Origin of the sequence: Methanolobus zinderi (assembly GCF_013388255.1) — an archaeon.
GTDB lineage: Archaea > Halobacteriota > Methanosarcinia > Methanosarcinales > Methanosarcinaceae > Methanolobus > Methanolobus zinderi.
This window is the reverse complement of sequence record NZ_CP058215.1, coordinates 2,562,681-2,584,186: the sequence shown is the minus strand read 5'-3', so window position 1 is coordinate 2,584,186 and position 21,506 is coordinate 2,562,681. Positions and strand designations below refer to the sequence as shown.

The 21,506-nt window shown below is 46.7% G+C and carries 21 protein-coding genes; 13 read left to right on the top strand and 8 right to left on the bottom strand.

From position 1 onward, the window contains the following. Positions 1-18: 18 nt before the first annotated feature. Positions 19-1,785, top strand: coding sequence for a ribosome biogenesis/translation initiation ATPase RLI (locus HWN40_RS12825; protein ID WP_176966097.1), 1,767 nt, complete (start codon positions 19-21; stop codon positions 1,783-1,785). Between the two features lie 27 nt (positions 1,786-1,812). Here the strand turns inward: HWN40_RS12825 and HWN40_RS12820 are convergent, their stop codons facing one another. Further along, on the bottom strand, positions 1,813-2,616 hold the full coding sequence (locus HWN40_RS12820) for an alpha/beta fold hydrolase (RefSeq protein ID WP_176966096.1): 804 nt from the start codon (positions 2,614-2,616) through the stop codon (positions 1,813-1,815). 246 nt (positions 2,617-2,862) lie between these two features. On the opposite strand from HWN40_RS12820, the gene HWN40_RS12815 reads away from it, so the two are divergent. Together HWN40_RS12815 and HWN40_RS12810 are read left to right on the top strand one after the other, a co-directional pair. Further along, positions 2,863-3,147, top strand: coding sequence for a ferritin family protein (locus HWN40_RS12815; protein ID WP_176966095.1), 285 nt, complete (start codon positions 2,863-2,865; stop codon positions 3,145-3,147). 16 nt (positions 3,148-3,163) lie between these two features. After that, the gene (locus tag HWN40_RS12810; RefSeq protein ID WP_176966094.1) at positions 3,164-3,439 is read left to right on the top strand and encodes a ferritin family protein; all 276 of its coding nucleotides are present in this window, start codon (positions 3,164-3,166) and stop codon (positions 3,437-3,439) included. Between the two features lie 31 nt (positions 3,440-3,470). On the opposite strand, the gene HWN40_RS12805 is transcribed toward HWN40_RS12810, so the two are convergent. The 5 genes from HWN40_RS12805 to HWN40_RS12785 all read right to left on the bottom strand — a co-directional run bounded on the left by HWN40_RS12805 (position 3,471) and on the right by HWN40_RS12785 (position 8,998). After that, positions 3,471-3,734, bottom strand: coding sequence for a hypothetical protein (locus HWN40_RS12805; RefSeq protein WP_246275927.1), 264 nt, complete (start codon positions 3,732-3,734; stop codon positions 3,471-3,473). Positions 3,735-3,805: 71 nt separating this feature from the next. Next, a complete protein-coding gene (locus HWN40_RS12800; RefSeq protein WP_176966093.1) occupies positions 3,806-4,210 on the bottom strand; it encodes a hypothetical protein in 405 nt (134 codons plus the stop codon). A gap of 22 nt (positions 4,211-4,232) precedes the next feature. Then, positions 4,233-6,059 (bottom strand): DUF11 domain-containing protein, encoded by a 1,827-nt coding sequence (locus tag HWN40_RS12795; protein ID WP_176966092.1) that lies wholly within the window; start codon positions 6,057-6,059, stop codon positions 4,233-4,235. A gap of 19 nt (positions 6,060-6,078) precedes the next feature. Continuing rightward, positions 6,079-7,185, bottom strand: coding sequence for an ABC transporter permease (locus tag HWN40_RS12790; RefSeq protein ID WP_176966091.1), 1,107 nt, complete (start codon positions 7,183-7,185; stop codon positions 6,079-6,081). Then, positions 7,178-8,998, bottom strand: coding sequence for an ABC transporter permease (locus tag HWN40_RS12785; RefSeq protein WP_176966090.1), 1,821 nt, complete (start codon positions 8,996-8,998; stop codon positions 7,178-7,180). The genes HWN40_RS12790 and HWN40_RS12785 overlap by 8 nt, the downstream gene beginning before the upstream one ends. A 136-nt stretch (positions 8,999-9,134) precedes the next feature. Here HWN40_RS12785 and HWN40_RS12780 point away from each other — a divergent pair, with 136 nt between their 5' ends. The 10 genes from HWN40_RS12780 (at position 9,135) to HWN40_RS12735 (ending at position 20,140) form a co-directional block, all read left to right on the top strand. After that, positions 9,135-9,944 carry a mechanosensitive ion channel family protein gene (locus HWN40_RS12780; protein ID WP_176966089.1) on the top strand — a complete coding sequence of 270 codons (810 nt, stop codon included), beginning with the start codon at positions 9,135-9,137 and terminating at the stop codon, positions 9,942-9,944. Between the two features lie 81 nt (positions 9,945-10,025). Continuing rightward, complete coding sequence (locus tag HWN40_RS12775; protein ID WP_246275926.1) at positions 10,026-10,940, top strand: ABC transporter ATP-binding protein; 915 nt, start codon at positions 10,026-10,028, stop codon at positions 10,938-10,940. A gap of 86 nt (positions 10,941-11,026) precedes the next feature. Then, positions 11,027-11,512 carry a MarR family winged helix-turn-helix transcriptional regulator gene (locus tag HWN40_RS12770; protein WP_176966088.1) on the top strand — a complete coding sequence of 162 codons (486 nt, stop codon included), beginning with the start codon at positions 11,027-11,029 and terminating at the stop codon, positions 11,510-11,512. Then, entirely contained in the window at positions 11,509-12,942 is a 1,434-nt protein-coding gene (locus HWN40_RS12765; protein WP_176966087.1) for an MATE family efflux transporter, read from the top strand. The genes HWN40_RS12770 and HWN40_RS12765 overlap by 4 nt, the downstream gene beginning before the upstream one ends. Positions 12,943-13,042: 100 nt before the next feature. Further along, positions 13,043-14,230, top strand: coding sequence for an adenosylcobinamide amidohydrolase (locus tag HWN40_RS12760; RefSeq protein WP_246275925.1), 1,188 nt, complete (start codon positions 13,043-13,045; stop codon positions 14,228-14,230). A 19-nt stretch (positions 14,231-14,249) separates the two neighbouring features. Beyond that, positions 14,250-15,239 carry an apurinic/apyrimidinic endonuclease family protein gene (locus HWN40_RS12755; RefSeq protein ID WP_176966086.1) on the top strand — a complete coding sequence of 330 codons (990 nt, stop codon included), beginning with the start codon at positions 14,250-14,252 and terminating at the stop codon, positions 15,237-15,239. A 122-nt stretch (positions 15,240-15,361) separates the two neighbouring features. Continuing rightward, entirely contained in the window at positions 15,362-15,916 is a 555-nt protein-coding gene (locus tag HWN40_RS12750; RefSeq protein WP_176966085.1) for an ArsR family transcriptional regulator, read from the top strand. A 111-nt stretch (positions 15,917-16,027) separates the two neighbouring features. Beyond that, positions 16,028-17,167, top strand: coding sequence for a radical SAM protein (locus HWN40_RS12745; RefSeq protein WP_246275924.1), 1,140 nt, complete (start codon positions 16,028-16,030; stop codon positions 17,165-17,167). After that, complete coding sequence (locus tag HWN40_RS12740; protein WP_246275923.1) at positions 17,167-18,003, top strand: DUF4130 domain-containing protein; 837 nt, start codon at positions 17,167-17,169, stop codon at positions 18,001-18,003. The genes HWN40_RS12745 and HWN40_RS12740 overlap by 1 nt, the downstream gene beginning before the upstream one ends. Before the next feature lie 22 nt (positions 18,004-18,025). Continuing rightward, positions 18,026-20,140 carry a MutS-related protein gene (locus HWN40_RS12735; RefSeq protein WP_176966084.1) on the top strand — a complete coding sequence of 705 codons (2,115 nt, stop codon included), beginning with the start codon at positions 18,026-18,028 and terminating at the stop codon, positions 20,138-20,140. Between the two features lie 23 nt (positions 20,141-20,163). On the opposite strand, the gene hisB is transcribed toward HWN40_RS12735, so the two are convergent. Then, positions 20,164-20,739: an imidazoleglycerol-phosphate dehydratase HisB gene (gene hisB / locus HWN40_RS12730; RefSeq protein ID WP_176966083.1), complete on the bottom strand. Its 576-nt coding sequence runs from the start codon at positions 20,737-20,739 to the stop codon at positions 20,164-20,166. A 22-nt stretch (positions 20,740-20,761) separates the two neighbouring features. Beyond that, positions 20,762-21,502, bottom strand: coding sequence for a 1-(5-phosphoribosyl)-5-[(5-phosphoribosylamino)methylideneamino]imidazole-4-carboxamide isomerase (gene hisA, locus HWN40_RS12725; protein WP_176966082.1), 741 nt, complete (start codon positions 21,500-21,502; stop codon positions 20,762-20,764). Positions 21,503-21,506 lie beyond the last annotated feature (4 nt).

Here is a 21,506-nt window from a genome sequence, read left to right as displayed (position 1 = left end):
TATTGACAGGGATCTTACATGCGAATAGCCATACTGAACAAAGACAGATGCCAGCCAAGACGTTGCAGTCACGAATGTGAAAAGTACTGTCCCAGAGTGAGGACCGGTGATGAGACCATTGTTTTCCAGGAAGACGGAAAACCGTCCATCTCCGAAGAACTCTGCGTGGGCTGTGGTATCTGTATCAACAAATGTCCGTTCGATGCCATCATGATCATAGGCCTTCCGGAAGAGCTCACGGAACCCACACACAGGTACGGTCCGAATGCCTTTGCACTTTACGGGCTTCCGGTCCCGCAGGTAGGCAGGGTGACAGGTATCCTTGGTCCGAACGGTATCGGTAAAAGTACAGCCGTACAGATACTCTCCGGAACCCTCGTACCCAACTTCGGTGAGGGTGAAGGTAACTGGGAAAGAGTGCTTGAATATTACTCCGGCACGGTTCTTTATGATTATTTCAGTGATGTGGTGGATGGTAATATCAAGGTCTCACAGAAACCACAGTACGTGGACCTGATCCCAAAGGCATTCAAAGGCAAGACAAGTGAACTTCTAGAGAAGACCGATGAGCGTGGTGTTCTTGACGAGCTGGTCGAGAGACTTGACCTGTCCCACATAATCGACAGGAAGATCACAGAGCTCAGTGGAGGAGAACTCCAGAGGGTTGCCATTGCTGCCTGTGCAGCCAAGGATGCGGATTTCTATTTCTTTGACGAGATAAGCCCCTACCTTGATATCTACCAGCGTATCAATTCCGCCCAGCTCATACAGGAAATGGCAGAGGAAAAGGCGGTGCTGGTGGTAGAGCACGACCTTGCGATACTTGACATGCTTGCAGATGTGGTACATGTGGCCTACGGTCAGCCCGGTGCCTATGGTGTGATAACCTATCCGAAGGGTGTACGTATCGGAATCAACCAGTATCTTAAGGGTTATCTGCCCGAGGAGAACGTGCGTATCCGTCCGGAAGCTATCAAGTTCGAGGTACACCCCCCGAGAGAAGAGACAGATGTGGAAACACTTGTGGAGTATAACAGCTTCTCCAAAAGCTATGATGAGGCTTTCTCCCTTGAAACAGAAGAGGGCTCCCTGAGAGAAGGTGAGGTGCTGGGTATAGTAGGTCCAAACGGTATCGGTAAGTCCACATTCGTCAAAATGCTTGCAGGCGAGATCGAACCCGATGAAGGCGAACTTGATCTGGACATCTCCATATCATACAAACCCCAGTACATCAAGGGCGACAGTCCCCTGCAGGTACAGTATTTCCTTCGTGGCATCTCCTCGAAGTTTGATACGAGCTACTTCCAGTCCGAGGTGGCAAAACCGCTGCAGCTCGAGCAACTCTATGAACGCTCCCTGACAGATCTCAGTGGTGGAGAGCTACAGAGGGTTGCGATCGCAGCCTGTCTCTGCCGTGATGCGGACATGTATATTCTCGACGAGCCAAGCGCACACCTGGATGTTGAACAACGTTCAATGACCACCAGGGTGATCAAGAGATTTGCAGAGAACAGCAGTAAGACCGCGATGGTAGTTGACCACGATATCTATATGATCGACATGCTCAGCGAGCGTCTGATCGTTTTCGAAGGTGAGCCTGCGGTCTACGGTAAGGCACACCAGCCTGCCAGTATGCAGGCCGGAATGAACCAGTTCCTTGAAAATCTGGATATCACCTTCAGGCGTGATGAGGATACGTCCCGGCCTCGTGTCAACAAGCCTCATTCAAGACTTGACAGGGAACAGAAGGCTAAAAAGGAGTACTACTATCATAATATAGAGTAGTATTCTTTACTTTTTTCTCTGAACTGATTACATTTCCAGATGTCCCAGTTCTCTTCTGAGAATTTCATAAAAGCGTTCCCTGGCATATTTTTCTCTCCAGGGGTAATGTCCGCAGTCCTTCAGCAGTACACAATGGAAATCCCTGAGTGTTCTCTCCAGCGGTTTCCTGACACCTTCAAAGGGATGTGGATCGTGATCGCCGTGTATTGCCACCACAGGACATCTGATGTCTTTTCCCATCCTGAGCAGTTTACCGCTTCTTCTCAGATAACTGGCTTCATTCCACACACTTCTGTTGATCTCGTGGCTGAATTCTGCAGTGTTCTCCTTGAAAGGTAACAGATGGAATGAATCGACGCCTGATATGAGTTTTCCGAATTTTGCAAAAAAATAGTTCTTATTCTTTACAGAGGGATCGCTCATCTTTGCGCTGAGATGAAGATATTCTTCCATTTTGTTCTCGCTCATGCGTTCCAGTCGCTTTTGAATGATTGTGGGGGCATAGCTTTCCTCAAACGGACCGCTGGCAACCAGGATGAGTTTTTTGACATAATTTGAATGTCGTGCTGCAAACATAAAGGCAAGCCAGGCACCCCATGAGTGCCCGACCAGTGATACCGGCAGTTTACCGTGCCTTTTCAGGATATCTCTCAGTTCACTTATCTGTCCGTCAATGCTCATTGAGGTCTGCAGGGGTTCCAGTACTCCGGTGGATGACCTGTTTGAAAGCTCCATGGCCAGCTCTGCCACGCTTCCCGGTGCCCCGGGTCCTCCGTGAATGACTGCAATATCGTATGGCTCTTTTCCATATCTTTTAAAGTTCGGATACATTTTATGCTCTTTCTTTTCTGTCCGATTTTCAGTACCCTGTACTTTTAGAGATTCAATGCAGATATGTTTATTTCAAAGCCATGTATTTGCTTTTTCTCTCTAAAAAATCAGGATAAACCTCTTCGATATTTATAAATACATTCGTGTTCCTTGAAAATATAGGAGTGAATCAAGCAGCCCTATCTATTAGATATATTGTCCGCTAGCGGCTGCTATATATCAATTAAGAATGGAGGAAACTAAACCATGCTGTCAAAGATACCAACGGATATAGACAAGGTCAAACCCGAAGACATCAACAAAGAGATATTAAGGGCCGCAATAGTTGCCGAACTCGATGCCATCAACCTTTATGAACAGATGGCTGAAATGACCGAAAATGACGAGGTCAAAAGAGTGCTTCTGGATGTTGCGCTGGAAGAGAAGACCCATGTGGGGGAGTTCCAGACCCTTTTATTGAGGGAAGATAAGCAACAGGAAGAAGAGCTCAAGGCCGGTGAGGAAGAGGTCAACGAAGAACTCTCAAAGTGAACACGGAGGTCAGGACATGTTTTCGGAAATACCTGTCAATCTCAAAATAGTGGATGAAGAGGACCTTGATAAGGAGATCATGAGAGCTGCCATGATCGCAGAGCTCGATGCCATCAATCTTTATGAGTCCATGGCCTCGCTAACTGAAAGTGAGGACCTCAAGGAGATCTTACTTGATGTGGCCAGGGAGGAAAAGGTCCATGTGGCAATGTTCCAGACAGTGCTAATGGAAGTTGATAAAGAATACCTTAAGGTAATGTCAGAATATTCTCTCGGAGGAGGGAAGGCTTAAGATTAAGATATCTGACCATGCTCCGGAAGAGTCATGGTCCCTCCGCTTTTCTGCTTGCAACCGTGTAGGCGTCATATATGTTATAGAGCCAGAACAGGGCAAGTATGATAGCAGTTACTCCCAGATGCAGTGTCAGTATCAGGGTGAATGCAATGGCAAAGTACAGAAGTCCCTTTCTGGGATCATTGTTTCTGATCTGACCCAGTCCCGGGAATATCAGTGAGAACAACGCGGACTTCCAAGGCTCAGGTTTTTCTTCTTCTTCTTCAACAACCCTTTTATCTTCTGCTGCCATATCTTCTTCATCTTTCAGGCTACATACCCCCAAATAAATTTACTCTCCGCTACTATATTAGAATTTTCCCGTCAGTTGCGCTTTGCCAGGACCGCTCTTAATCTGAGAACACCTGCGTTGAGTATCTTTTTTATTTCAGGGGATTGTGTTGCCTTCTGTTCACCCGATCTTTTCCTTTTCCCGGTTTTAAGATACCATGTAAGGAATTCGGTGGAGATTATTATTCCCATCAGGGTCGACCAGATGACCAGCAGGATGTGGAAGTTATTCACCGGCACAAGTCCGTCTGCAAACAAAAAATGCCTGTATGAGAGAAATGCTACGCTTGTTCCGGGTAATATGATTACTGCGAGTATGGGTATGACCAGCAGGGTCAGCATTGCTAGTCTGGACGACACTGCCACCAGAATGAAAAGCACCGTCAGGGCAAATACTGTAAAAAGCATTGCAGAACCGATAAATGCGAGTAATTCCATTGCTACCCTCTTATTATGCCAATTATTTATAAACTCTATTTATATATAGATATGCAATTGCCGGTATGATCGCGAGTATACAGAACAGGGTGATAAATGACGATACCATGAATCCGGCAGCTTCCACACGCCCGACTTCAGGATTTGCATCTGCTGGATTCGCATCATTATGGATTTCTGTATCTTCCCCGTATTCCTGCACAGTCTCTGCTGTTTCTTCCGGTACAATGCTCTCTGTCATATCATCCACATACAGCACCGTTTTTTCCGAACTTGAACTTCCACTCTGGTCCTGCTCGTCTGTATAATCAACTCTTGCAGCACCCAGATCAAGTTTTCCGGTGGCCTCTGTTACCAGCACGTATTTTATCTCTTCTGATTCACCTGCATCAAGGCTGCCTTCCCATGTGTTGCTGCCGGATACCATTGTGAACTGGCCGGGAACACTATCGGAAAGTCTGACTTCTACTTTCCTGCTGCCGGAATTTATAATGTTAACAGTAACTTCCACTTCTTTTCCCGGAAGTGCGTAATTTGGTGATACGTATTTTTCCACTACGACCCTTGAACCGTGTATCAGGTATTCTCCCTCAACAGGGCCGGACTTCACAGTATATGCCTTTCCGCCGTCCTTCCATTGCACAACTGCCTGCTCGAATGTATATTTTCCCGGAAATGTGGGTTTTGCAAGGTATTCGATTTCTTTTGCAGAATTTGCTTCCACCATTAATGTCCATTCGGTATTTTTCAGGTCGTAGGGAATCAATGATGGGTCAAGTACGTCACTGACCGTTACTGCTGTGGGAAAATCAGCTGTATTCTCCACGGATATGCTGATCCTGAAATATTCCTCAGTTCCGGATTGAACGCTGCTGTCGGGTTTTTCAACTATTTCAACACTCTTTTCAACGGAAATATAAGGCTCGATCAGAACTTCAGTTTGTCCCGATCCTGAGTATGGATTTCCCTTATAATCATAACCAATTACCTCGGATTCGATCTTCACTGTTTTTGCAACAGGTGTCACAGGTGCTGATATAGGTATTATAAATTTTTTTATCTTTGTGGGTTCAAGTTCAGAGTGCTGCATCTCTGGTTCACTGACATCAGCTTCGTTGGAACCTGTGCTTACTATCAGGCCGTGCAACGGAAGGGTTCCGTTATTGGTTACCATGAACTGATAATCTATTGTCTCTCCTGATTCATAGCTGTCCTTATCCGTCACAGTGTCTATTTTGATCTTCGGTTTTCCGGGTCTCAGTGTTTCCATGGAGACTTCCTGTGTCCGCTTATTAACATAGATTACATGAACCATGAATTCATCTGAGAACTTTCTGTGGTTGCCTGAGGAATAGATTTCTTCATCAGTGACGCCATCGCCTCTGACTTCTATCTTTGCACCTTCCTCAGTGATATCCTGTAGCTTTACAGTGTAATCCCCATCCTGAATACTGTTGCCAATCCCAAGGGATGTTTTTGCAAGATTTGTTATCCAGACCCTCTCATACTTCTGCCTGTGCACTTCAAGTGACACGATGCCATTGCTGATATCCAGGACATCGATCTTCAGCTCTCCATTATAGATCTGTTCACTGTTAGCTCCCGTGTCCACATAATAGGATTCCGCGAAATCCCGGTTAATGTATAACAGCAAAGTGGCTGAGTTGCTGTCCGTATCCACGGTATGTGCCTTTACGGTAAACTCATTCAGCTCTGCTCTCTCTCCGGGTCCCAGTTCATACATCCCTTTGAATATCCATATGTTCTCGTCACGAAAATCGTAAGCATGAGCTGATGATGTAAAAATAAGTAAAATAAATGTCAGGATTGCCAGCTTCCGTGCAGCCATTATCAACATCTATGTATTTTTATCTTTTAAATGTTATTGTATTCTTGCTTACGGTAGCCCTCATAAGAACATACAATCCAGCTGCAACCAGGGAATAGATCAGGATCCATATACCCGATTCCATTGAACCTATGCTCTCTATGGAGAGGCGTGTTACAAGGTTTAGGGGTGAATTAGTGAAGAGATATGATACCATAAAGAGAAAGATCAATATCATAGAGTAAAGTAGCTGGGAGACGCCCCTGTCCTTGAACGTCAGGGCTATGCTGCTGCTCAGAAGTACAAGTATCAGTCCTATGATTGTGACCACCAGCAGTATCTCGAAGAAATTACTTATCCTGATCCAGTTTAGTCTTAGTAGCAGCATCCACGCAAAGGACTGCAGGGGCACTATGGCAGTTGCAAGCAGGACCTTACCACTAACGATATCCAGCAGGGATGCTGGGGATGCAAGCAGCAGTTCCATTGTCTTTCTTTCATATTCTTCCGTAATGAAGTCGATAATAAGTCCGCCTGATATGAATGCAGGTGTGAATACAAGCAGTGGGAGAAGTGCCACATAGACAAATTCGAAATAGGTGGAAGAGGTATTGATGCCTCTTTTTATAATATTCACATCGATTGGTGAATAACCCGACAGACGCTGTGTGCGTATATCGCGTACCTGCTGCTCGAACTGCTCAAGTGGTTCTTTTAATTGCATGGAGATAAGTGTGGATTTTATCTCCGACTTGGGGAGATATATCTCCACGTTCAGTATATCCTCTCCTTGCGGGGGTCCGGACGGTATTATTATTATAGCGTCCATCCTGCGTTCATAAAAGTCAGTATATGCCGGAGTAAGGTCACTGTAGAGCTTTGTATTGAGTTTGCTTTCCTGTAGAAGATTGTAAAGTTCGTTATCATCTGTTCCCACAACGGCTATCTTTGTTCCCTGCAGTTCCATGTCTCCCATTGCAGTGGGATCATAGAATGAGGTAAGTCCGATCACAAGGAATGTAGAAAAGGATGCTATGAAGAGCTGGATCAGTACTGAAAGTATGAACGTCTTCTCGTGCATGAGTTCCGAGAACTCTTTTCTTGCAATGCCTCTGATCTTCTTATAGGATTTTCCTGACCTAGCCAAAGAGAATCACCCTCAGGATGAACATGTTATATGCACTGTGAACGATGGTCGCCAGAAGCACTGCCATGAAGTATCTTCGTGTTCCCAGACGATACATACCCAGTGAACTGACCATTGCGGTTGATATATGGAGTAAGAGCGGGATCAGCAGAAGTGTGCCCATTGTCATGACAGAACCAAAGGCCGAACTGGCTATAGGGGAAAGTGTCAGCACAGCAACCGCCTTCTCACCCACAAAGAAACCCGTACCTGAAAGAACCGCCAGTCTGACGGCGTTCTTCAGAGAGACATCTGCAAGTTTTCTTTTGAACAAGGTGTAGATACCTGCTGATTTGACAAGTTCCTCTGCCATGGCCGAGAATATTATCATAGCTATTACAGAATACGGTACAGGTAGATTGAAAAGCATGACTATCAGCATCAACTGGGTCATGTAGACAAACGGTATGAAGACGATGCTGAGCAGGAAAACCGAGCCGTACCTGTGTGACAGGAAGATCTCGAAGGAATCCACGATCTTCTCTTTAATTGTCTTCTGGGTGAAGAGGTCCTCTTCCCTGAAAATGAAAGTCCCGAAGGCAAATGCTGACAGTCCCACAAAGTAGAACGGAATGGTTGAGAACATGTATGTATCAAGCATTATGCTCTCTCCCTCTATCAGGCGGACGATTAGTGTGATAGGGGATATGGAACTTATTGCATGGATATTTGTGAACATGGCCGGGAAGAACAGGTAGCCTGAAATGACCACCGAGAGGAAAACGCTCGCAAATGTCAGCTCCTTAAAGCTTCTTGAAAGGATGGCTCCGAAGAACGAAAGTGCGAAGAACAGCAGTACCACGGGGAATATGGTGGCAAGGATAAGAAACACATTCTTGAGTCCTTCAAAGGCTGTGGGAATTCCCATGATGTAGAAAGTGATAGCAGCCTGTATGAGAAGAGTTACCAGAAGATATGGCACGGTCTTGCCGATAACGATGTCCTTTGCCCTGAGAGGTGCTACGAGTATGAGCTCACCTTTTCTGTTGGTGCGCTCATCCATGACACTGGTGGAGTAGAATTGTGATACGAAGTATATTGGGAATATGAAGAGGAATGCATACAGGATTGCTGTAAAAGGGATCGGTGGGGAGAAATGGGTTGGTGTTGAGATCGTCTGCCGCTGGAAGAAGGTTTTTCCCTGGTATTGGTCAAGTTCTTCTATGTCCTCGGGAGGCATGAATGATGAACCTGAACTGTATGTATCTGGTGTGATTCCCTCGCCGTTTTCATCATTAGTATATGCAGTACTTTGTCTTTCCTCGTCTTCCTCTGTCCCGGCTTCAAGCCTTCCTGCAGTTTCTTCTGCACTCAGGAGCTGGAAGTTCTGGGGTCTCTCCACGTCATGGACTGTTACCCATACAGGGTGACTGTTGTTCACATCATTGTAAGAACTCAGTACTATCTCACGATATTCCTTGATTGTGTTTTCAAGTGCGCTACCGGCGGCGGCTGATTTTCTTGTCTGTGCCAGGTATGCGTTATTCCCGATGATCGTAAGGTCGTCACCGTATCTGTAGAACTGACTTGCTTCATAGGCGGTAACGATACGGGTGTCAAATCTCTGGTCGCTTTCAAGAATATGTTCCAGTCCGGGTTCGGTGGTGGATATACTGTAGATCTCCTGGTTCATGCTCATCTCAGTCTGGGCTGCGGAGGCAGAAGCCAGCACCACCAGTATCAGAGAAATGATGAGCATTGCAGATGATCTTGCATCGAATTTGAGTCTTGACCTGAAGAATTCCCATTTTGCTATTGTGAACCAGCCTGGCATCTAGTTTTATTATGATTTTATTATATTAATATCTATGTAACTAATACACTTATTGACAAATTTCCCAAGCATTATATGTAATAAGAACAGAATTCTTTTCAGAACATCATTTTCGGATGTTTGTGGAGTTGTAAAAATGGCGGATATTCTAGCTCAAACTATACCTTATACCGACATAGCGGTGTCGCAGGTACTGTTCGCACTGGTGGTTCTTATCGCCGGAATAGTGGTTGCGGGGATTCTTTCCGGGATGTTCAGGAACGGTCTTAAGAAAACCAAACTTCCGGAACTCATCATCGAGTTCCTTGTCCGGTTTCTGCGGGCGTTGCTATACGTTGCGGTATTGCTGGCTGTTGTGAGTGCTCTTGGAGTTGACGTAAGCTCGGTGGTCGTCGGACTTTCGGCGGTCATAGGACTGGTTCTTGGCTTTGGTATGCAGGATTCCCTGAATAACGTGGCTGCCGGTGTATGGATCGCATCTCTTAGGCCTCTTGATAAGGGGGAGTATGTGACTGTTGACGGTCTTTCAGGTACCGTGGATGCCGTGGGTATCATGGCTACCGAGCTTCTGACACCTGATAACCAGTTCATAACCATACCTAACAAGCTTGTCTGGGGCAGTCCTATTATCAATGCAACCCGCATGCCAACACGCAGGATCAGTGTTGATGTGGGTGTCAGTTACGGTACTGAGGTCGGTAAAGCGGTCAATGTGGCACTGGATCTGATGAAGGGACATTCACTTGTACTTGATGATCCAGCACCTTCGGTTGTGACGACCGAACTGGCTGATTCTTCGGTCAACCTGCAATTGCGTGCATGGACAAAGACATCCGATTTCTGGCCTGTAAGGAACGAACTGATCAATGGTATATACGATGCTTTCAACAGGGAAGGCGTTGAAATTCCGTTCCCGCAGATGGATGTACATCTGGATAAAGAATAAATCATATGAGGTTGCCACCGGCAACCATTCATTCTATTTTTTATAAAACATTTTATATATTGTAATCTATATTGTGTATTTGTGGAACAGAATATCATCGAAGTCAGTGGACTCAGAAAAGAATACGGGGATTTCGTTGCAGTTGAAAACCTGAGCTTTTCCATAGCAAAAGGCCAGATCTTCGGAATAGTAGGCCCCAACGGTGCTGGAAAGACGACCACACTGAAGATGCTTGGTGGTCTTATCAAACCAAGCAGGGGTGACATCTCCATGAAAGGTCTTGATATGTTCCGTGACTCCGTTGAAATTAAGTCCTTTTTAGGTTTTCTTCCTGAAGAATCACCTCTTTATGAGGGTATGTCTGTGAACGATTATCTGATGTTCTTTGCAGAACTCTATGATATTGATAAGGGCGTGGCAAAAAAGAGGATCTCAGATCTGCTTTTTGATCTTTCGCTCAATGCGGACGGCAAGAAGATAGGTGATCTCTCAAAGGGTATGAAGCGTAAGGTCGCAATCGCCCGCTCTCTTATCAATGACCCCGATATCCTGATCTATGACGAGCCTGCATCGGGTCTTGACCCCATGACATCAAGATATATCACAGACTATGTCCGCTCTCTTAAAAAAGAAGGCAAGACCATCATCTTTACAGCCCATAATCTCTATCAGGTAGAGAGCCTTTGTGACAACATCCTGATACTGAAGAACGGACAGAAGATCATACAGGGAACAGCGGATCATATCCGTGAAGAATACGGTAAGATACAGTACCGTCTTGAGTTCAGGGTCGATGACATCGGGGATTATGATCTTGCAGATGTGACACAGGCAGATGATGCTTATGTTGTAATTACCGATGATATAGATGTGGTCAATAATACTACCAAATGGGTGGCATCCAGAGGCGGGGATATCGTTGAGATGCGAACCATAGTCCCCTCACTTGAGGATATCTTCCTCAGCATCATGGGTGTAGAGCTTTTTGCCGAATGATTTTCTGGCTTTGATTTTTGTATGCGATTATTTTAAATACATATTGTTGCATACGCAACTATTGATATAGCAACAATGGGGATATTTTGATTTCATCATCCGAAAATAAGGACCTTCTAATGAAAAAGGCACATGAGTCCATAGGGAGAGAGTCTTTTTTGCTTGCAAGGCAGGTTCAGACGTTTATTGCAGGGGAACTGGAACCATATGGGATAGGAAGCGGTCAGTTTCCATTTCTGATGCGCCTGCTGCATCGTGATGGCATAAGCCAGGAAAGTCTTACCAGAGCACTGAGCTGTGACCGGGCAACAGGAACCAGGGCCCTGAACAAACTTGAGGAATGCGGCTACGTACGCAGGGAAACCGATCCGCGGGATAAGCGTGCATATTGCGTCTTCCTTACGGACAGGGCAAGAGAGCTCGGACCTGTGATAAAGGAGATATCTTCCCGGATCAACGAAACTGTCTTTAAGGGTTTCACCGGGGAAGAACGGGATAGTTTCATCCTCATGATGAACAGGGCAATAGGCAATATATCTGCCGAGAACGAGGCAAGGAAGGCCCAAAAATGAAGGGTTCCGAAGTCGACCCCGACCCCTATCCGGAAGTCGGGACGGAAAAAAGCACCAAAGGAATGGATACCCTTACCGGTGATCCTAAAAAAGCCATCATAAAGCTGGCACTACCCATGATGTTTGCAATGTCCATCCAGACCATATATAATCTGGTGGATACTTTCTGGGTATCCGGGCTTGGAGCAGATGCCCTTGCAGCTGTAGGCTTCGTGTTCCCGTTCTTCTTTGCTTCCATAGCTCTTTCAAACGGACTCGGTATTGGCGGAGGTTCCGCGATATCCCGCAAACTGGGTGCAAGGAACAAGCATGAAGCTGACAACGTTGCGGTCCACACCATGATCCTGATGCTCATACTGGTGGTACTGTTCGCGGTCCCGCTCTACTTCTATGCAGAAACAATATTCACATTGATTGGGGCCGGAGAGACCGTGGGGCTTGCAACCTCCTACGGAAAGGTAATATTTGCCGGAAGTATCCTGATGTTCTTCCCCAACGTGGCAAGCGCCATTCTGCGCAGTGAAGGTGATACCAAACGCGCCATGAATGCAATGGTACTTGGTTCCGTTCTGAATATCATACTGGACCCGATAATGATATACCAGCTTGATATGGGTATTGCAGGTGCGGCCTGGGCTACTGTGATCTCTCTTGGGGTCAGTTCAGCTCTCATGGCCAACTGGCTCTTTTTCCGCAAGGATACCTATGTGTCCTTTGATTTCGGGGATTTCAGGTTCGACAGGGGTATACTCAGGGATATATTCAGGGTTGGTATACCGGCATCCTTCCAGCAGTCATCCATGGCCCTGATGATGTTGATCATGAATATCATCATAATCTATGTAAGCAATACCGATGCCGTGGCTGTCTACACTGTAGGCTGGCGGGTTGCAACGGTGGCAATTGCACCCCTTATCGGTATAGCAACTGCTGTTATCACTATGAGTGGCTTTGCTTTTGGTGAGCAGTCCTATGACAAGGTATCTTTTACCCATGTTTACGCAACGAAGATGGGTTTTCTTGTTGAGACGGGTATTGCAGTTCTGACATTCGTGCTTGCACCACAGATAGCCTACGCGTTTACCATGTCAGAAGGTGCATCCCATATAACCGATGATCTTACTGTTTTCATCAGGATAATCTGTATCTTCTACCCCACGGTATCCTTAGGCCTGCTTTCCTCGGCTCTTTTCCAGGGTGTGGGCAAGGGTATCAATGCACTTGCGGCAACGATCCTGCGCGCTCTCATATTCGTTCCGTTGTTTGCCCTTGTATTTGCGGTAGTCCTGGATATGGGAATCATAGGTGTCTGGTGGGGAATGGTTGTCGGCAATATGCTCGGTGCTTTAGTGATCTTTCTGTGGGCACGGCTGTATCTTGGGAACCTGTCCGAGAGAGAGGCAGCACATGCTGCAGCCGAAACTGCATGATGCCCTTTCACAAACACTTATAAGCCCCCTGTCGGATAACTTATCATGATCTTCCGTAAAGGGAATTACAATTTTTAAATAAGAATATGGTGAAGGATTCATGGTAGAAGATTTGGAAAAAGCCCTGCCAGCAGGAACAGGTTCTGGAGAATGCTCACCTCTTGAAGATGAGGTAGGTGTCATGCTGCTGGAGACTTCAGGTGGTGAAAAGGTGTATCGCAGGTCCGGTTCCATTGTGGTCATCCTTCCGGAGGGCAGAAGTGCATTTACAACTTCCTGGGTCAATGGAGGATACAGGGAAGACCTGGAGGCTGTGTTCAATCACCATGTGCCAAGGGGTAAACATTCTGCAGAGGACCTTGAAGGAGGTAGCGTTCCGGCTTATCTTGAGTTCATATCGAACAAACTCGGGGTGGATCCCGAAAAATCATCCGGCCTGCTGACCGCGGCCTGTATGGAGAATGCCGCTATTGTCACACGCTCTTTCAGGGGTGTGGAAGTGACTGCCATAGTCACCGGAGGCATCGAAGTCAACGGAGGGCGTGTGGGTGATCCTGCTTCATATTACCAGGAAAACGGGGCTTATCAGTATATACAGGGTACCATCAACACCATACTTCTCATAGGTGCAAACCTCCCTCCGTATTCCATGACCAGGGCGATCGTCACTGCAACCGAGGCAAAGACTGCGGCACTGCAGCAGCTTGTGGCACCAAGCAGGCACTCGAATGGTATTGCAACGGGTTCAGGGACGGATATGATAGCCATCGTTGCGGACAGGACAAGTACTATCACTTTAACCGATGCCGGGAAACATTCCAAGCTCGGGGAGATGATAGGAAGGTGTGTGCTGGAAGCAACCCTGCGTGCCCTGGAACTCCAGTCCGATCTCACACCTCTTTCCCAGAGGGATATGATGGTCCGCCTTGACAGGTTCGGTGTGGATGAGGCAATGTACTGGAAGGCAGCATCAAGACTTGAGGGACAGAACCGTAAGGCTGCTTTTTTAAAGGAGCTACGTGAGTTTTCCAAGAATCCTTCTCTCGTAAGTACTACAGCTGCGGTTCTGCATATACTTGATGAGATATCATGGGGTCTCATTCCGGAAACCGCCGGTAAGAAAGCCGCAGTTTCCATTATGAAAGGTCTGCCTGACCTGCTGGGCTGTGCTGTAGATTTACCCTTTGATGAAATTCTTGATGAAAAGAATTCCATTGTGGATAACTGGATCAATATTACCGCGTGGCTGATCAAGAACGGGAAATTAAGTGCAGTGCCGGACAGGTAAAAAGAGATTCGGGATAATTATGAAAGAACTGATGAATCTCTCAACTTACAAGGTTGAGATGGATATTTTTGATTCAGACTGGGGTAAGATCGCAAACTTTCTGACCAGGCACCAGCTTGATGGTATAGAACTCTATGTGGACCATTCTCCACTGCCGGAGATTCCCGGACATCTCATAGAGGGAGTACATCTTCCCTACTGGATGGGACGACACAGGGCGTGGCTTGATGATTCTGTGTTCTCCTCGGATGTTGAGGAAGCCGAAAAAACCTATCTCTTTGGCGGGCAGAGTCGTGAGGAGATTGTCGGTAATTTCAGAAAAGCAATGGAGAATGCAAGCCTGCTTGATGCCTCATACGGTGTGTTCCATGTGGCTTATGTGGAACTGGAGCACGTGTTCACGCGTAGTTTCAACTGTACTGATTATGATGTAATGGATACCACAGCCGAGTTCCTGAATGAGTCAGTGGAAGCCTTCTCCTCAGGTGAACCACCTGTGCGTCTGTTCTTTGAGAATCTCTGGTGGCCGGGACTGACATTTCTCGATGCGGGACCGATCAGACATTTCACCGAGCAGCTTGATTTTGATAACTGGGCATTCGTTCTCGATGTGGGACATCTCATGAATGCTACAAAGGAATGCAGGGAGGAGGAATGTGCGGTGGACACCGTTCTGGATGTACTTTCAAAGCTTCCAGAGGACATAGTTGATCGTATTGAGGGTATGCACTTTCATCACAGCCTGTCCGGGGAGATCATGCAGTCAGATCCTGATTCTTCAATTCCCGAGGGCTTTGAGGAAATGGCCTTCTTCGACCGTCTCGGCAAAGTCATGGAAGTGGTTGAGAAAATGGATCAGCATATGCCTTTCACTCATGAACGTTGCTCGGAGATAGTGGAATATGTATCTCCCGATTACCTGACCCATGAATTCATTATCCATGACCTGCAATCCATTGACGAGAAGATCAGGACCCAGCGTGCTGCCCTTAACAGGAGATCCGTATAAAGTAACTGTTCTCTAACTCGTCTGTGGATACGAATCGATATGCTGCAGGGACATTTACACTTATAGAGAATGTATGAGGTGCGGAATTTATATATACATGGGTGTATAATCCATTAATATCTATGAGCCGAGACGATAATAACGAATCTGAAGACCCCGAGCATCTTGACCGTTTGAAACTTTTCAGTGCTCTGGGTAGTGAAACCCGCCTGAGAATGCTCGAAAAACTGACAGAAGGGGAAATGCACATCTCCGAACTTGCACGTGAACTGGACATCTCGGTTCCGGTTGCAGCAAAACATGCAAATATTCTCGAAGCAGCAGATCTCATACAGAGAAAAGTATACGGCAAGACCCATGTTCTGCAGCTAAATGACAGAAATCTGTTCAAGGCTCTCGATATATTCGCACCTGCCAAGACAGTTGAGGTGGAAAAGGGCACAACTCTTCTTGAAGCACTGAAAAAGGTGGCTGTTGTCGAGGTCAGGAACATACGCGGTCAGGAGAATATTGTTTCAACAAATGGCGAAGAAGGCTTTTTTGTTTATGAAGTGGATGGTGAATTTTCAGATAAGACAGTCAGCAATTTCACATTTGACGAAAATGCCACTGTAATGTGGAAAAAGCTTGAACCTGTAAGTGTCCTCAAGATCAAGGTTAAAGTCAGGGAAGAATAATTCCAGCATTTGATTCTGTTTTTTACATTTTTACTGTTTATTCTCTGCTCTGTTAATACTTTCACATCGCTTGGTAGCCGCTTATATAGTCTGATACAGGATTAATAAGCAATGACCAGTAGGCACACTGTTAATGAACACCATATGACACTCACGGAGAGGATGAAGGTACTCTCCGAGGGAACAAAGTATGATAGCTGTAACCAGAGTGCCGTATGTCACGCCTTCGGTCCTGACGGTCGTTGTATCCAGCTGTACAAGACCCTGCTTACAAATTCATGCTCCGGGGAGTGTAGCTATTGTCCCAACAGATGCGGGAGGAATTCTGTAAAGGCGTCCCTGACTCCTGAGGAGATCACAAAGATCACCTGGTCCTTCTACAGAAAGAACGCTATTGAGGGTCTTTTTCTTTCTTCCGGTGTTATCGGTGATGCTGAGAACACCGCCGAGAAGCAGCTTGAGGTGGCAAGACTCCTGCGAAACCAGGGCTTTACCGGCTACATCCATATGCGCGTTATGCCTGGCACTCCTCTGTATCTGCTGGAGGAGATTGCAGATTATGCGAACAAGTTCGGTGTGAACGCTGAGACCACAAGTTCTGTGAACTATTCGGAGATATGCCCGAATTTTGATTACAAGAGTGATGTGCTCCAGAGACTAAAGTGGACCAGGGACCTGATAAACAAAAAGAGAAAGGAAGTCGGCTATGGTGGCCGAATAGTGGGTGCCAATGACACTCAGTTCGTGGTGGGTGCTCTGTCGGAGCCCGACCGTGAGATAGTGCAGACCGTTGATAAGTTCATGGATAAGTATGAACTGAGGCGGCCGTATTTCATGAGTTTTGATCCGGTGCCGTCCACACCTCTTGAGAACAATCCGTCTTCTCCCCGGTGGAGGGAAATCAGGCTTTACCAGACTTCCTATCTTCTCAAGGACTATGGCCTGAAAGCCTTTGATTTTGATATGGTCTATGACGACAACGGCTTTCTCATAGATTCGGATCCCAAGATGCTGCTGGCACAGTCACATCCTGAAAGATTCCCTGTGAATGTCAACTCTGCCAGCCTGAATGAGTTGCTGCTTGTACCGGGTATAGGTCCCGTGGGTGCCAACAGGATAGTAAGGTCCAGGCCGATCTCATCTGAAAAGGAGCTCATGCGTATGGGTGTTGTTATATCCAGAGCCCGTCCGTTCATTGAGATAAACGGAAAAAGACAGACCAACCTGGCCTCTTTCATGGGGGCAAGCTGATGATAATAGCCTTCAAGAAAAACGTGGAGGGTGTGCTACTTGCATGTTATGAATTACTGGACAGTCCGAAATCAGATCTCATATATGCGGATACTCTGGAAGAGCTTAAAAGTAAGATATCATTTTCGGGTTTTGAGGACGATGTGAGGACCCTTGGTTTCAAACCGGTGACCAATTGCTCCGATCTTGCCACCCGGATACTTGGCAGGAGAAAAAGCCGGATGTTCCAGCGTGATCCGGGTGTTGAAAAATACATCGACCTTGTTTTAAGGCATTCTTCCTGCAACCCTGTAGAACTTGTACATTTCATATGCTCCTGTGCGGGTAATGCCGATCAGCTATATTCGGGTAAAAGTCCGACCGGTAAGAGATTCTATAATTACATGCGCGATGTGACACGGGCCTATCAACGGTTATGCATGTTCGCCAGACCTGATTTTGTGAACGGCATACTGACTGTTGAAGTGGATTCCCCTCATCACATCGGTGACATGTTCTGCCGCTGGCTTGCGGGAAAGAACCCGGATCTGCCTGTCTATGTTATTGAAAATGATATTGCCTGGATCGGCAACGGGCGCTACATAGGACTTGAGAATTTTACCAACGTACGCTCATCTTTTATACAAAGCCTGAGTTTTTCAAGGGAAGACGATGAGCTTGATCAACTCTGGGATGTCTATTATGATTCCCAGATGATCGAAAACAGGCGCAATAAAAGACACGCTAAACAGCTGCAACCAAAGAGTTCGGCCTCTGTCAGTGAGATGTCACGAAGGGACAGATATAAAGTTGAGCGTGGAATAGCAAATTGTACCCTTGACGAATTCAACGCTTAAATACGGAAATCTGTGAATAAACATGTCTGCAGATATCGAGAGTTTACGTGCCGTCCCCGGTATAGGGGATAAGATGGCAAAAAGATTTATCGAACATTTCGGAACTGAAAGCCTGGCCCTTGAAGCGATACTCAGGGCCGACATTGCGGGTATCTCCCAGGTGGAAGGTATCGGGCAGCGCTTTGCAATATCCCTTGTACATGATATCAGGTCGAAAACCGAAGGAGTTGGGATATCTGACTTTTTAAGGACAGAAGAGGCCATGGCGGTATATGAAAAACTTCTGGAGCTCATAAAGGACTACGCACATACCAGCTACGCAAGGGATAAGCTGCATATCCATATCCCCTATCCGTCAAAAAGATCAGATGCTATCATGCAGATGCGCAGCTCTGTATCCGGATACATGGAAACTGCAAAACTGCTGGGTGAGGATACGGAAATCGTTTCCATGCTCACCAGGGTAAAACCACTCAATATTAAGCTCACGGTTCCGAAGATCCGTGACAGGGTGATAATCTGTGCAGAACAGGAAACTTTTGAGTATGCAAGGGAGAGGTTTGGCTCAATGATGGATGTGCAGCTGGCAGGCTCCCTCTCGGAATTTGTTGACATGGCACGTGGCTATTCCCATGTTGTTGCTGCAGACGATGTTTACCTGTCCTTTGATCTTCCGGAAGATATCCATCCGGAATTCATCTCCGATATAAGGAAAAGTCAAGACTGGCAGATCATTCCTGAGAAAGAGATGATCGTTTTTTCCAGAAATCTCAGTAGCCTGCAGTGTGCCATTGATGTTGTGCGGATATTACGCTCCAGGAATGTATCATTTCTGGATGATGTGTCAGATGATGAACTGGAAGTGCTTGCTTCCACTCTTTCACTGATCGATGATGAGGGAAATGTCATCGAGGGTACCGACGAGGAAATTGACCGGCTGCGCTATGTCATTGCAAACCTCGATGCATGTGTTGCGGCAGCATTGAAAGATGCGAATCTGAAATTTGACGAGTCCCTGGCAAAGAGTGAGTTCACCCTTGGTGGACAGGATATGCTCAGGGTTATGAAGGGCTCCATGGAAGTGAAGGACGTAATGGGTAAGCAATTGCATGAATCCTATTATTCCGTGATGAAAGAATGTGCAGCTTCCATCTGTGATGAGCTGAACCTTCAGAAAAAGGAAATGTTGTTTATAGACGCTCTTTTTCCCGATGAGATTTGCCATCCTGTGGAGCTTGACAGGGAACAGCTGTCTTCTTTCAGGCAGCATATGGAACGCAGGGTACTTACAAGACAGCTTGAGCACAAGCGCGAGCTTGGAAAGGTACTTTCTTCCTATCTTGATATTGCCAGGAACATGATCCGGGAAGTCCTGGATTTTGACGTAGGCTTTGCAGTAGCCTGTTTTGCCAGGGATAATGGTCTTGAAATGCCGGAAATAGTTGATGGTCCGGGTCTTGCACTCGAACAGGGCCGTAATCTCTTCATAGCTTCAAGACACGGGGATGTTGTCCCTATTGACTATTCTGTTGGCAGGAACAGTTACAGTCCTGAGGGTGATGACAGTCGGGTAATACTTCTCAGTGGTGTCAACTCGGGTGGTAAGACTTCCATGCTGGAGTTGATCGCACAGTCCGTGATCCTGACTCATATGGGATTCCCGGTGCCGGCAGAATCTTCGGAGATCTCACTTACGGACGGGTTCTACTATTTCGCCAAGTCCAAGGGAACACTGGATGCGGGAGCCTTCGAGACTACGCTTACGGAGTTTGCTGTGGTGGCGGATGATTCTGCCAAGATGGTGCTGGCGGATGAACTCGAATCCATCACCGAGCCTGGTGCTTCGGCCAAGATCATTGCCGGAATTCTTGAGGTACTGACCGAGAATAAGCAAAGCATGTCTGTATTCGTGTCCCACCTGCCTGAGCTCATACTTGAGAACACCACTTGCAAGATCAGGGTTGATGGTATAGAGGCAAGCGGACTTGATGCCGACCTGAACCTTGTGGTAGAGAGAAGTCCGCGTTATAATTATGTCGCAAAAAGTACGCCTGAGCTCATAGTCGAGAGGCTTTCAAAGAAGACATCAGGTGGAGAACAGGCATTTTATGAGAAATTGAAGAAGAAGTTTAATTGAGAATTCTCATTGATACTTGTCGATCAAAGGCTTCCCTTGGTACTTTTTATCCCTTCTCCTTCAATGACCGTTGCCCTTCGCATGGCATATGCGAATGCCTTGAAAAGTGCCTCTATCTTGTGGTGGTCATTGTCACCGTAGACACTTGCATGCATATTGGTCTTCGAGTTCTGGATAACCGATTCGAAAAAGTGCCTGACCATCTGGGTGCTGAACTCTCCTACCTTTGCTGACATGAACTCTGCATCAAGTACTAGATAACTGCGACCGCCAAGATCCAGTGCCACGCTTGCAAGGGCTTCGTCCATTGGTATGCGGGCTTCTCCGAACCTGGCAATTCCTGCCTTATCTCCGAGTGCTTCTGCAAAAGCCTGGCCCAGCACTATGCCAGTATCTTCTATAAGGTGATGATCATCCACGACCAGGTCTCCGCTGGCTTTGACAGTCAGGTCAAAGTTGCCATGTTTTGAGAATGCTGTGAGCATGTGGTCAAAGAAACCTATGCCGGTATCGATATCTGAATCTCCTGTCCCATCGATGTTCAGTTCTATCCGGATATCGGTTTCACCGGTCTTGCGTGATACTTCTGCAGATCTCATAGATGCACCTTTTATGTGTTTTTTATAAATTTTCACTGATAGTATTTATCGCTTCTGTAAGTGTGAACTTTCCGGTATACAGTGCACTTCCCACAACAACTGCTGATGCTCCTGTCTTCCTGATCGCCAAAAGGTCTTCAAGGGATGTGACTCCTCCTGATGCGATAACCGGGATACTGACCGAGTTTACCAGCTTTTCTGTGGGGCCTGTGCTCACTCCCTGCATAAGACCTTCGGTATCGATATTCGTGAAAAGGAGGCTGCCTGCGCCCAGGCTCTCAAACCTGGTACCCATCTCCACAGCAGTATGTTCTGATTGCTTTTTCCAGCCTTCGATGGATATTTTGCCGTTCTTTGAATCCAGGGCGACATTCACATGCTCGCTGCCAAAGGAATCTGCAAGTTGTTTAACAAGCTCCGGGTTCCTGATTGCTGCGGTACTCAGGATCACCCTGTCCACTCCGAGCTCAAGCAGGCCTGCGGCATCTTCAAAGGATCGGATGCCTCCTCCTACCTGTATCTCAACTCCCATGGGCCTGCATTCTTCTACTATCTTCTCGATGAGGGGTGCATTCTGGCGTGTGCCCTCTATTGCACCATCGAGGTCTATGAGATGAAGGGTTTTTGCACCCTGACTTATCCAGTCCTTTGCAACGGCCACAGGGTCATCAAGAGAGACCATCTCGCTGCCGGGAACGCCCTGCACGAGCTGTACGCACTTGCCGTTTCGCATATCGACCGCAGGGATCACTTCAAAAGCCATGGAA

Coding starts and splice junctions, on each gene's coding strand:
- HWN40_RS12780 (WP_176966089.1), top strand. CDS start 9,135: ATGGCGGATATTCTAGCTCAAACTATACCTTATACCGACATAGCGGTG.
- HWN40_RS12750 (WP_176966085.1), top strand. CDS start 15,362: ATGAGCCGAGACGATAATAACGAATCTGAAGACCCCGAGCATCTTGAC.
- HWN40_RS12740 (WP_246275923.1), top strand. CDS start 17,167: ATGATAATAGCCTTCAAGAAAAACGTGGAGGGTGTGCTACTTGCATGT.
- HWN40_RS12810 (WP_176966094.1), top strand. CDS start 3,164: ATGTTTTCGGAAATACCTGTCAATCTCAAAATAGTGGATGAAGAGGAC.
- HWN40_RS12820 (WP_176966096.1), bottom strand. CDS start 2,616: ATGTATCCGAACTTTAAAAGATATGGAAAAGAGCCATACGATATTGCA.
- HWN40_RS12745 (WP_246275924.1), top strand. CDS start 16,028: ATGACCAGTAGGCACACTGTTAATGAACACCATATGACACTCACGGAG.
- HWN40_RS12800 (WP_176966093.1), bottom strand. CDS start 4,210: ATGGAATTACTCGCATTTATCGGTTCTGCAATGCTTTTTACAGTATTT.
- HWN40_RS12735 (WP_176966084.1), top strand. CDS start 18,026: ATGTCTGCAGATATCGAGAGTTTACGTGCCGTCCCCGGTATAGGGGAT.
- HWN40_RS12785 (WP_176966090.1), bottom strand. CDS start 8,998: ATGCCAGGCTGGTTCACAATAGCAAAATGGGAATTCTTCAGGTCAAGA.
- HWN40_RS12805 (WP_246275927.1), bottom strand. CDS start 3,734: ATGGCAGCAGAAGATAAAAGGGTTGTTGAAGAAGAAGAAGAAAAACCT.
- HWN40_RS12825 (WP_176966097.1), top strand. CDS start 19: ATGCGAATAGCCATACTGAACAAAGACAGATGCCAGCCAAGACGTTGC.
- HWN40_RS12815 (WP_176966095.1), top strand. CDS start 2,863: ATGCTGTCAAAGATACCAACGGATATAGACAAGGTCAAACCCGAAGAC.
- HWN40_RS12795 (WP_176966092.1), bottom strand. CDS start 6,059: ATGGCTGCACGGAAGCTGGCAATCCTGACATTTATTTTACTTATTTTT.
- HWN40_RS12765 (WP_176966087.1), top strand. CDS start 11,509: ATGAAGGGTTCCGAAGTCGACCCCGACCCCTATCCGGAAGTCGGGACG.
- hisB (WP_176966083.1), bottom strand. CDS start 20,739: ATGAGATCTGCAGAAGTATCACGCAAGACCGGTGAAACCGATATCCGG.
- HWN40_RS12755 (WP_176966086.1), top strand. CDS start 14,250: ATGAAAGAACTGATGAATCTCTCAACTTACAAGGTTGAGATGGATATT.
- hisA (WP_176966082.1), bottom strand. CDS start 21,502: ATGGCTTTTGAAGTGATCCCTGCGGTCGATATGCGAAACGGCAAGTGC.
- HWN40_RS12760 (WP_246275925.1), top strand. CDS start 13,043: ATGGTAGAAGATTTGGAAAAAGCCCTGCCAGCAGGAACAGGTTCTGGA.